2 protein-coding genes are annotated in these 12,636 nt (G+C 68.6%); both read right to left on the bottom strand.

Annotated features, from left to right (window positions below):
* Positions 1 to 4 precede the first annotated feature (4 nt).
* Positions 5 to 5,035 (bottom strand): non-ribosomal peptide synthetase, encoded by a 5,031-nt coding sequence (locus tag BLW05_RS16495; protein ID WP_093164199.1) that lies wholly within the window; start codon positions 5,033 to 5,035, stop codon positions 5 to 7.
* Complete coding sequence (locus BLW05_RS16490) at positions 5,032 to 12,258, bottom strand: type I polyketide synthase (protein WP_093164197.1); 7,227 nt, start codon at positions 12,256 to 12,258, stop codon at positions 5,032 to 5,034. Before BLW05_RS16490 ends, BLW05_RS16495 begins: the two co-directional genes overlap by 4 nt.
* Between the last annotated feature and the right edge of the window lie 378 nt (positions 12,259 to 12,636).

The raw sequence follows: 12,636 nt of genomic DNA, 5'->3' as shown, positions 1-12,636 counted from the left end.
TCCTTCAGCCCTTGCGGCTCCAGCCGGAGAACACGCGGCCGAGGAGACCGCGCTTCGTTTCCTTCTCCGGCGTCAAGGCTTCCGCCGGATCGATGGCCGTGCCGGCCGCCGCGGACGACAGCTGCGCCAGCGTTTCGTAGACATAGCGGCGCGGCTCGATCCGGAAGCCCATCACCTGCTCGGCCTGCTGGATCACGCGCATGGCCAGCAGCGAATCGCCGCCCAGGTCGAAGAAGGTCTCGTCGGGGCGGATGTCGTTCACGTCGATGCTCAGAGCGCTGGCCCAGATCTGGGCCAAGCGCGCCTGCTCCGGCTGCAGCAGCGCCTGGGGCAGTGGCGAGGCCGCGACCGGCGTTGCCGCAGGCGCCGCTGGTGCCGATTCGACGACCGGCGCCGGCGCATCGACCGCGTTGGCCGACAGCCGCTGCAGGTAGATCGCGCTCTCCGAACCCTGCGGCGCCAGCAGCGCCTCGAGGGTCGCGTCGGGCTGCTCGACCACCCGGCGCAGCAGCTCGATGTAGCGCGCCTTGAACGCCGCGCCGGTTTCCTGGCTGTAGATGTCGGCGTTGTAGATCACCGCGCCTTCCAGCACGTTCGCCTTGTCCATGAGCCAGAGGCCGAGGTCGTCGGTCGCGCCGTGCTGCACCAGGTGCACCTGCCGGTCGGCGAGTCCGCCGACGTCCTTTTCGCGTTCGCGCGCGTCCTGGAACGAGAACAGCGCCTGGTAGAGGCCCACGCCCTGGGCGCGCTCGGCGAACTCGGGCTCGCGGGCGAGCCGCTCGAAGGGGATCTGCTGGTGGTCCATCACCGAGATCAGTTCCTGCTTGACGTGCTGCATGAACTCGCCGAAGCGCAGCGTCCCGTCGATCTGGAAGGGCAGCGCCAGCAGGTTGTTGAAGAAGCCCATGACCGGTTCGAGCTCCGGCGCTTCGCGGCCGCGCACGGGTGTCGCGATGACGATCGATGGAGTGCCGATGACATGGCTCATCATCATCGCGTAGATGCCGAGCGTCAGCATGTTCAGCGTCATCTCGTGGCGCTGGCCGAGCTGGCGCAGCCCTTCTGTGAGCTCCTTGTCGACGCTGATCCAGTGCGATCCGCCGTGGCCGCTCATGCCGGCCAGGCGCGGCATGTCGGTACGCGGCGCCTTGGCGGGCGGCGCCTTGGCGAAGCGCTCCTTCCAGTAGCGCAGCTGCACCAGCGCGGCCGGCGATTCGAGCCAGCGCGCGTACCAGTCGGCATAGTCGCCGTGCGTCGCCGCGAGCGGCGGCAGGCCGTGCGGCTCGCCGCGCACCAGCGCGCCGTAGATCGTCGCCAGCTCGTGCTGCAGGATGTCGAAGGACCAGCCGTCCCAGACCAGGTGATGCGGCACGAACACGAAGACATGGTCGTCGGCGGCCAGGCGGAACAGCGTCGCGTGGAACAGCGGCGCCTCGTGGATGGCGATGGGGCGGTCCGCCAGTTCGCGCATCTGCTCGTTGAGCGCGTTCGCGCGTTCGCCTTCGGGGAGGACGCTCAGGTCGACGACCGGCAACTCGTACGGCACGCTGTCGGCGATCAGCGCCGCCGGTTCGCCGGTCGCGGGATCGATGCCGAAGGCGGTGCGCAGGGACGGCTGCCGCTCGATGATCGTGCGCAGCGCGGCCTTGAACTTGTCGACATCCATCGGACCGCCGAGCCGGTGCGCCGAGGGCGCGTTGTACGTGGAGCGGTCCGGGTACATCTCCTCGAGGAATCGGATGCGCTCCTGCATCGGCGTCAGCGGCGCGACGCGGCGGCCCGGCAGCGCCTTGATCGCTTCGCTGCGCGGCGCACCGTTCTGGCTCAGCGTCTGCACGGCGCAGGCGAGGCGCTCCGCGGTGGGCGCTTCGAATAGCACGCGCAGCGGCACCGTCACGTCGAACTCGCGGCTGAGCAGCGTGGCCAGCCGCGCCGCCAGCAGCGAATGGCCGCCCAGCGAGAAGAAGTCGTCGTGGATCCCGAGGCCCGGAAGGTTCAGCACATGCTCCATGTGCCCGAGCACCGCCTTCTCGTGTTCGTTGCGGGGCGCCACGCGTTCGACCGCCTTCTCGCGCACGGCCGTCGGTTTGGGCAGCGCCTTGCGGTCGACCTTGCCGTTGGGCAGGAAGGGGATCGCGTCCAGCGTCACCACGTGCTGCGGCAGCATGTACTGCGGCAGGCGCTCGCGCAGGCGACGGTCCAGCTCGTGCGGATCGATGCTCGCGCCCGCCGACGGGCTCACGTAGGCGACCAGCCGCACGTCGCCCGGCTGGTCCTCGCGCGTGATGACCACGCTGTTACCCACGCCCGGGGCTTCATTGCAGGCGGCCTCGATCTCGCCGAGCTCGATGCGGTAGCCGCGCACCTTCACCTGGAAGTCGAAGCGGCCCATGTGTTCGAGCAGGCCGTCGTTGCCCCAGCGGCCGCGGTCGCCGGTGCGGTAGAGGCGCGCACCGGGCGCGCTCCACGGGTCCGGAACGAAGCGCTCGGCGGTGAGCTCGGGCCGGTCGAGGTAGCCCAGCGTCACGCCGTCGCCGCCGATCACGATCTCGCCGGGTACGCCGACCGGGCAGCGCTGGCCCAGCGCGTCGAGCACCCACACCGTCGTGTTGGCGATCGGCTTGCCGATCGAGACGCCGCGTTGTGCCACCCGCGCGGGTTCGACGCGCCAGAGGGTGGACCAGATCGTCGTCTCGGTCGGTCCGTACATGTTCCAGAGTTCGCCGCAGCGCTGCAGCAGGGACTGCGCGAGATCCGATGGCAGCCCTTCGCCGCCGACCAGCGCCTTGAAGGTCGGCGAGCCCGGCCATTGCGCATCGAGCAGCAGGCGCCAGCCGCCCGGCGTCGCCTGCATCATGGTCGCGCCGCTCTGTTCGATGAGGGCGCGCAGCGCGTTGCCGTCCATCGTGGTGTCGCGCGACACCAGGATCACCTCGGCGCCGACCGTGAGGGGCAGCATGAGTTCGAGCACCGCGATGTCGAACGACAGCGTGGTCACCGCCGCGAGGCGGTCGTCGGCGGTGATGCCGGGCGCCTCGCGCATGCTCTGCAGGAAATTGGCGACCGCACCGTGCGGCACGCACACGCCCTTGGGCTTGCCGGTGGAGCCGGAGGTGTAGATCACGTAGGCCGCATCGCCGGCCTGCGCGTCCTGCGCGGACGGCGGGAGCGCGGTGGCGGGCTGGTTCTGCCATCCGGTGTCACGGTCGAGCGTGAGCACGCGCTGGGCGGCATCGGCGCACCAGTTCGCGGGCACCGCGGCGACGCTGGAGCGGGTCAGCAGCAGGCCGAGCTGCGCGTCCTCCGCGTAGTAGTCGAGCCGGGCCTGCGGGAACGCCGGGTCGAGCGGCACGTAGGCGGCGCCGGACTTCAGCACCGCCAGCAGCGCGACCATCATGTCGGCGCCGCGGTCCAGGCACAGGCCCACCCGCTGGCCGCGTCCCATGCCGCGCTCGCGCAACGCATGCGCGAGGCGATTCGATTGTTCGTCGAGCGCCAGATAGCTCAGGTGGCGGTCGCCGTCGCGCAGCGCGTTCCGCCCTGGGGTCTTCGCGGCCTGTTCGATGAAGCCGGCGTGCATCAGCGGCTGGCCGCTGCGAGCCGTTGGTGCGGGTTGCAGCGCGTCGATGGCCTTCGCTTCCGATTCGTCGAGCATGTTGAGCCTGCCGACGGCCTGTGCGGGGTCGGAGGCGACCGAACGCAGAAGGCACTCGTACATGCCGAGCCAGCGCTTGACCGTGGCGTCGTCGTACAGATCGGCGTTGTATTGCGCCTCGATCTGCATGCCCTTCGCGATCGGCGAGATGTTGACGAACAGCTCGAAGTTCTCGTAGCGGCGCGGGATCGAGCTCTGCTCGGATTCGATCTCGGGAAAGTTGCTCGTGACCAGCGCCCCGCTGTCGAGGTTGAAGAGCACGTTCACCAGCGGCAGGCGGCTCGGATCGCGCGGCACCGACAGCTTGCGCAGCAGCGCGCCGTAGGTCAGCGTCTGGTGCTCGAAGGCATCCAGCAGCGTCGTGCCAGAAGCCTTGGCGAAGGTGTCGAAGGACATTTGCGGCTCGACCGCGACGCGAATGGGCAGCGTGTTGACGCAGTGGCCCACCAGCGAGGGCATGTCGCTCGGCATCTGGCCGGCGGCGGCGATGCCGATCACGAGGTCGTCCTGCGCGCTCAGCCGGTGCAGCGTGGCCGCGAAGGCACTGAACATGGTCGCGAACAGGCTCGTGCCCGACGAGGCGCCGACCTTGCGCAGCGAATCGATCAGGTCCCGGCCCAGCACATGGTCGACGCGGCGCGAGCTGAAGGTCCGCACGGCCGGGCGCGGCCGGTCGAGCGGGAGCTCGAGCACCGGCAGGCTGCCGCCCGCGAAGCGCGACAGCCAGTAGTCGATGTGCGCCTGCATCGCGGGGCTGGACGCTTCCTGCGTTTCCCAGGTCGCGTAGTCGGAGTACTTTGCGGGCGCCTCGAGCGCCGGACCGGCACCGATCTGCTCCGCGTAGAGCAGGCCGAGGTCCTGGCTGATGACACCCCACGACCAGCCGTCGCAGACCGCGTGGTGCGCGGTCATCACCAGCACATGCTCGGTGTCCGACAGCCTGTAGAGCGCGGCCCTGAAGAGCGGCCCCTTTTCGAGCTCGAACGGGTCGAGGACCGCCGCGAGGCTTTCATCCTCGAGCCGGCGCTTCTGTGCCGCGGGTTCGAGCGACCGCAGGTCGTGTTCGGCCATGCCCACCGGCACGGCTTCGCCGATCAGCAGTTGCGTGCCATCGGGCGAGATGGTCGCGCGCAGGGATTCGTGCCGCGCCACCAGCTGGTCGAGCGCGGCGGAGAGTGCCTGGGCATCCAGCGCGCCCCGCAGTCGCATCCGCAGCGACTCGTTGTAGGCCAGAGAAGCTTCCGGACTCAGCCGATCACCCAGCCAGACCTCTCGCTGCGCCTCGGTCGTCGGAACGATCCGCTCGATGAGGCCCGACGCGAAGGGATCGAAGTCGTCGGCGGGCGCGCTGTCGACGGGGGTGAGTACGGCTTCAGTCATGCTTGGAACTTCGTGAATTTGCCTTGGGCGTTGGGATCGGGCACGAACCACGCGGGCTGGCCGTCCTTGTCGCGGCCGAGCCGCGCATTGGGCACCGGCGGATGCGACGGATCGAAGGCCGGCTTGGCCACCGCGCGGCGCGGCAGCAGTTCGGCTTCCTGCATCTCGGCGATCGATTCCTTGAACGCCGACTTGATGGTGGCGATGTCCTGCTGCGAATGCGCGGTGGTCATGAAGCAGGGGAAGTTGTCGAGGATGTGCACGCCGCGGCTGCGCATCATCGCGAACAGCAGGTCCTGCAGCGGGTGGTCTTCGAGCCAGCTCACGCGCCACAGCGACGAGAAGTAGCGGATTTCCAGCGGCGCGCCGACCTCGCGGCAGAACGCGGTGAGCTCGTCAGCCATCGCGGCGGTGTGCAGGTTGAGTTGCGTCTGCAGCTTGTTGTTGTCCTGCTTAAGATGTTCGAGCGCGGCCTTCGATGCGGCGAGTGCGAGGGGGTGGCGCACGAAGGTGCCCGCGAAATAGGTCACGCCGACCGTGGGCACCGAATCGTCGCCGTACTGCCACGCGCCGCCGTCCAGCGCATCCATGTAGGCACGCTTGCCCGCGATCACGCCGACCGGGAATCCACCGCCGAGCACCTTGCCGTAGGTCGCGAGATCCGCGCGGATGCCGAAGATCGCCTGCGCGCCGCCGATGTCGCTGCGGAAACCGGTAATGACCTCGTCGAAGATCAGGCAGGTTTCCGATTTCTCGGTGATCGCGCGCAGCTCGCGCAGGAACTCGCGCGGCTGGAAGTCGGGCCGCCGGCTCTGCACCGGCTCCACGAGCACTGCGGCGAGGTCGTCCGCGTTCGCGCGGATGAACTCGAGCGCCTCGGGGGTGCCGTAGTCCAGCACGCGCACATCGCCGAACATGCCCTGCATCACGCCGGGGGCGGCCGACATGCCCTTGGCATCTCGCCCGGCGCGCACCAGCACTTCGTCGAAGGTGCCGTGATAGGAGCCGGTGAACAGCACCACGGTGCTGCGGCCGGTGGCGGTGCGCGCGATGCGCAGCGCCGCCATGACCGCTTCGGAGCCGGTGTTGCACAGCGCGGCGCGGTCGAAGCCGGTGAGTTCGCACAGGAGCTTCGTCACATCGGCAGCCAACGGATGCTGCGGGCCGATCTCGTAGCCGAGGTCGAGCTGCCTGTGCACCGCTTCGTTGATGAAGTCCGGCGTCCAGCCGAACAGGTTCATGCCGAAGCCGTTGAGCGTGTCGACGTACTCGTTGCCGTCGATGTCCCAGAGGCGCGAGCCCTTGGAGCGCTCGATCACGATCTGGTAGGTGATCTCCTTCGTCGCCGGACGGAAGCCGTTGACCACGCGCGGGTCGGCCATGTGCGAGCGGTTCTTCGCGGTGAATTCCTTGCTCTTTGCCGTGCGTTCCACGTAGCGGCGCATGAACGCCGCAAGCCGCGCCTTCTGTCGCTCGGTCGGCTCCTTGCTCTGCGTATGGATGCGGGCGATGGCGCCGAAGGCCTTCTTCACGTCGTACTTGACGGGCGTGGCCGGCTCCGCAGCGGAAGCGGACGAAGCCGCCTGCGGTGCCTGGGAATTGGACGCCGTGGCCGCGGCGGTGGCCGTTGGCGTGGGTTGCTCCACCACCGGCGCCGGCAGCACGGGGCTGGCCGGAATCGCTGGTGCCGCCGACAGCAATGCGAGTTGCTGCTGCATCAATTGCATCTGTTGCGCGATGAGTTGCTGCACGAGGCTGCCGGTGCCGGCGGCCGGGGGCATCACCTGCTGCACGGGCATCACGAAGGCCGCAGCCTGGGGAGCTGACGCGGTGGCCACGGCGACCACGGGCGCAGCGGCCTGTGCTGCCGGTGCAGGGGCTGCCGGATCGGGCGGCAGCGTGGCGTCGAGGAACTCCGCGAGCGCATCGAAGTTGCGATAGCTCTCCATCAACTGGCGGAATGTCAGGTTGACCTTGAAGATCTTCTTGACCTGCAGCGAGGCCTGCGTGAGCGTGAGCGAATCGAATCCGATCTCGACAAAGGGCGTGCCGCCGTCGACGTCCGCCATGGCCACGCCGGACAGGTCTTCGAACAGCTCGCGCAGGCGCGTGACGAGGGAGGCGCGGCGCGCGGGCGGTGTGGAAATGGCAGCGGCAGTCATCGTCAGCTCCGGAATCGAAATGGAAAGAGGGGCGGAAGCGGTGGAATTCGCAGCAGGCGCGACAGCCACGGCTGGCGCTGCGGCGATGTCCACCCAGAAGCGCTTGCGCTCGAAGGGATAGGTCGGCAGGCGCACGCGCTGCTTGCGTGCGCGCGTGTCGAGAACGTTCAGGTCCAGCTCGATGCCGTGTGCCCAGAGGCGACCGGCGGCAAGGCGCCATGCGGCGCTCTCGCCCTGCGGCTGATCCAGCAGCAGCGAGATGGCGGGCGAAGGCTGGGTCTTGGTCGCGTGCTGGCGCACCAGCGTTGCGAGTGTGTTGCGCGGGCCGATCTCGATGAAGAGCGGATGCGCGAGTTGGGCCAGCACCTCGCGCACCGCCGGCGAGAAGCGCACGGTTTCGCGCAGGTGGCGCGCCCAGTACCGCGGATCGGTCGCTTCCTCGTCGGTGAGCAGGCGGCCCGTGAGCGTGGAGTAGATCGGCAGAGCCGGCGGCGAGAGCTTGATCTCGCGCACCAGGGCTTCGAACGGCGCGACGGCCGGGTCCATCATCGCCGAATGGAAGGCGTGCGAAGTCTGGAGTGCTTTCGCGACGATGCCCTTGGCTTCGAGTGCGGCGCGCAGATTCTCGATCGCGTCGTTCGGGCCGGCGGCCACGCAGACATTGGGACCGTTGTCGGCAGCCAGCGCGATGCCTTCCGGCAGCAGGGGCAGCAGCTCGGCGGCAGGCATCCGCACAGACAGCATCGTGCCCGCGGGCAATGCCTGCATGAGCGCTCCGCGACGCGCCACGAGGCGGGCCGCGTCTTCGAGGCGCATCACGCCAGCCAGCACCGCGGCGGCGAACTCGCCGACGCTGTGGCCGACCATGGCCGAGGGCCGGACCTGCAACGCCATCAGCTGGCGCGCCAATGAATACTCGAGCGCGAAGGTCGCCGGCTGCGTCACCGACGTCGGCGCGAGCGCTGCGCCATCGTCCGAGAACATCCGCTCGCGCAGGTCGAATCCGAGCACACCGTCAAAGGCGCGCAGGCAGTCGTCGAAGGCGGCGCGGAAGACGGCGTCGTTCTCATACAGCGTGCGGCCCATGCCCGCGTACTGCGCGCCCTGTCCCGGGAATGCGAAGACCGGCTGCGAAACCCAGGCATTGAGCGCAGCCGTGGCGCGCGATGCCGAGTCGGGCGCGCGCAGCGCCGCGACGGCCTCTTCGACCGAGTTCGCGACCACGCAGCCACGGTGCGTGAACGCCTTCCGACCTATGCGCAGCGTGTGGGCGACATCAGCCAGCGGAACATCGCGATGCGCGTCGAGATGATCGGCCAGCCGGCCCATCGCGGCGGCGAGCGCAGCCGGCGAGCGGGCCGAGAGCGTGAGGAGTTGCGGACCCGTGGCCGCATCGGAGGGTTCGCGCAACGGCGCTTCCTCGATGACCACGTGTGCGTTCGTGCCGCCGACGCCGAAGCTGCTGACGCCGGCACGCCGCGGCGTTGCCTCGCGCGGCCATGGACGCAACGCCGCATCGACCCGGAAAGGCGTCGCCTCGAAGTCGATCGCCGGGTTCGGCGACTCGTAGTGCAGGGTCGCCGGAATCGCCTCGGTGTGCATCGCGAGGGCGGCCTTGATCAAGCCCGCCGCACCGGCGGCGGTGACCATGTGGCCGACATTGCTCTTGAGCGAGCCGATGACGCAGAAGCCCTTGTCGGCGGTATGTGCGGCAAAGGCGCGCGTGAGCCCTTCGACCTCGATCGGATCGCCCATCGGCGTCGCGGTGCCGTGGGTTTCGACGTAGGCGATGCTGCGCGCATCGACGCCGGCCGATGCCAGTGCGGCTTCGATCACCGCGGCCTGGCCGTCCACGCTCGGAGCGGTGAAGCTGGCCTTGGCGCCGCCGTCGTTGTTGACCGCAGCGCCACGCAGCACCGCATAGATGGTGTCGCCGTCGGCGATCGCATCCGAGAGCCGCTTGAGCAGCACCACCGCCGCGCCGTCGCTGAAGACGGTGCCGCGGGCCTTGGCGTCGAAGCTGCGCGTGTGCCCGTCCGGCGACAGCATCGACCCTTCGTTGTAGAGATAGCCGCTGCGCGGCGGGCAGGTCACCGACGCGCCGCCGGCGAGCGCCATGCGGCACTGACCGGTGCGCAACGCGTAGAAGGCTTGCGCCACCGCCACCAGCGAGGTCGAGCACGCGGTGTGCACGCTGACTGCCGGGCCGGTGAGGTTGAGCCGGTTCGCCACGCGCGTGGTGATGTAGTCCTTCTCGTTGGCCAGCATGACCTGGAAGTCGCCGACCATTTCGATCAGGTCGGGACGCGTCGAGACGTGCCGCTGGAAGTAGGTCGGGTTGTACATGCCGCCGTACACGCCAACCGGGCCGGGCGCCTGGTCGGGCACGTAGCCGCCGCGTTCGAGACATTCCCAGCAGATCTCCAGGAACACGCGCTGCTGCGGGTCCATCAGCTCGGCCTCCTTCGGATTGATGCCGAAGAAGGCGGCGTCGAACTGCTCGATGTCGTCGATGACGCCACGCGCGCGGACGTAGAGCGGGTCGGCGCGCAATGCGGCGCTCACGCCGGCGTCCAGCGTCGAGTCGTCGAAGAAGGTGATCGACTCGCGGCCCGCGAGCAGGTTGTCCCAGAACTGTTCGACATCCGCTGCGCCCGGAAAGCGGCCGGCCATCGCAATCAGCGCCACCGGCTCCAGTTGGCTGCCCGCGTGCGCCGGGAACCTGTCGGCCTCGCGCTGCCGCGGTTGTGCCGGTTCCTCGGCCTGGAGGCTTGCGGCGACCGCGGCGGGCGTCGGATGGCGGAAGAAGAGGTTGGTCGAAAGACGCCGTGCGCTGTGGCGCTGCAGGTCCTTCATGACCCTCAGCACCAGCAGCGAATCGCCGCCGAGATCGAAGAAGTTGTCGTTGCGGCCGACGTGGTCGATGCCCAGCGCTTGCGCGAAGGTGGCGCACACCATCCGTTCGGCATCGGTGCGCGGCTCCTCGAAGGCTTGTGCCAGCTCAGGCCGCTGGCGCGGAGGTTCGGGCAGGGCGCGCCGGTCGAGCTTGCCGTTGTTGGTCACCGGCAGTTGCGCAAGCCACACCTGTGCCGAAGGCAGCATCGCTTCCGGCAGACGATCGGACAGATGGCGGCGCAGCGTGGTCCACGGCACTTCGGCGCCGCGTGCGACCAGGTAAGCGACCAGAATCAGCCGGCCCGAGGCGTCCTTGCGCGCAATCACGGCGCAGGACTTGACGCCGGGATGCGCGAGCAAGGCCGCCTCGACCTCGCCGGTCTCGATGCGGTGGCCGCGGATCTTGACCTGGCCGTCCACACGGCCGATGTATTCGATGGTGCCGTCGGGCAGCCAGCGCACCTGGTCGCCGGTGCGGTAGAGGCGGTCGCCGGGCCCGCCGTACGGATCGGGCACGAAGCGCTCGGCGGTCAGGTCGGGACGCTGCAGGTAACCGCGCGCCAGGCCGCGTCCGCCGATGCAAAGCTCGCCCACGAGGCCGGCAGGCAGCAGGGCCATCGTCGGGCTCAGGACGCGCAGCGTGGTTTCGTTGATCGGTCGGCCGATCGGCACCGAACGCGCATCGCCCGGCAACTCGCGGGGAATCCGGTACGTGGCCGAGAAGGTGGTGCACTCGGTCGGGCCGTAGCCGTTGATCAGCGTCGTCCCGGGCAGCGCCTCGATCGCGCGGCGCACATGCGGCACCGACAGCGCCTCGCCGCCTGCGAGCAGCTGGCGCAGGCCGGCGAGCTGCCTGGGGTCGTCGTCGATCACGGCGTTGAACAGCGCCGCGGTCAGCCACGCGGTGTGCACGGAATGCCGCTCGATGGTTCGCGCGAGTCCGGCACCGGTCGGAACCTGCTCGTCATGGACCACGCAGATGCCGCCGTTGAGCAGCGGGCCCCAGATCTCGAGCGTCGAGGCATCGAAGCCCAGCGGCGCCGCATGCAGCATGGCCAGGCCTGCCGACAGGTCCACATAGTGCGCATCGATCACCAGGCGCAGGATCGAGCGGTGACAGATCTCGATGCCCTTGGGGGTGCCGGTCGAGCCTGAGGTGTACATCACATAGGCGACCGATTCGCCGTCGGCCTCGGCGGCCGCCAGCGGCGGGAGCGCAGCTTCGTCGGCTGCTTCTGCTCCATCGATCGAGAGCATCGGCAACTCGCTGGGAACGAGCTGCCGGTGCGCGGCCTGGGTGACGACGAGACCGACGTCGGCGTGCGACAGCATGAAAGCGATGCGCTCGGCGGGGAAATCGGGCTGGACCGGCACGTAAGCCGCGCCTGCCTTCAGGATGCCGAGCAGCGTGACGACGGCGGCACTCGAGCGATCGAGCATGACGCCGACCGCATGGCCGGCCCGAACCCCGTGCGATTGCAGCCGGCGCGCCATGAGTTCGGCACGGCGCGCGACTTCGTTATAGCTCAGGGGGCCGTCCTCTCCGACGAGGGCGATGGCTTCTCCCCGAGCGGCCACCTGGCGGTCGAACACCGCATGGACGGTCAGCGTCGCCTCGTACGGGGCAGGTGGAACGTTCCATTCGTCCAGCTGTTTCCTGCGGTCGTCAGCGGTGAGCGTGCGGATCTCGCGCAGGGTGGCCTCGGGGCGATCCAGCAGATCGGTCGCGGTGTCGGCGATGGCGGCCAGGAGCAATCCGGCGAGCTCGGTGTCGAGCAGGGCCGCCGGGCCGCTCAAGCCCAGCACCGAGGTTTCGGCCGTGAAGCTCAGTCGAAACCCGTCGCCCTCGGCGGTTGCGTCCGGTGCGGAGCGTCGTGCGTGGTCGACTTCCGCGAGCCAGTCGTTCGCGGTCTTGGCGAGTTCCACCGTCGCGCTTCCGAGCCAGCGAAGCTGAAGCAGTCTCCACGCGGCTGCAAAGAGGGTGTCGGCAAGGAAGGCCGATCGGGACGCCTTGCCAGCCCATCGCGCGAGCAGGTCCGCCGGGACCTGAAGCGCCCCGACGATCGGGCCCGGCGGCGATGCAACGCTGTTGCGCGCGACGAAGAGATCCACCAGCGAAAGCGTCGTTGCCTCAAGCGGGGAACTGGGGGCGGGGGGATGTTCCATGGACTGTTGACTCCGCTGGCAGGTGGTTGTGAAGCTTTTGGTAACCCCTTGTTTGTTTCATGACTGACGCGCGATCCGGCAACACATGTATCCGTTTGGATAGTAAGTACAAAGCGTTCACATTAATCGGGGCCTTGATATTGCCCTCGCAAACGCCTCTGCGCCACCCTCCGAAAGCCATGCCACCCAGCCTATGTCGTTTTGGGGGGCTGCAACATTCGAAGCAATTCGTTGCTTTTCTCGTGTTGACAAAAGTTTCACAAGAAAAAGATTGTGCCAACGAATCCAGAAAATGAATACAAAAAGCTGACGCATATCCGTCGAAATGACGAAAAATGCATGGGAAAGTACTGTTTTTTGTGACGCGGCCGGGCGTGA

Source organism: Variovorax sp. YR216, assembly GCF_900107745.1.
Taxonomy (GTDB): Bacteria; Pseudomonadota; Gammaproteobacteria; order Burkholderiales; family Burkholderiaceae_C; genus Variovorax.
Note: the sequence above shows the minus strand (reverse complement) of the source record. Positions and strands in the feature narration are given on the sequence as shown.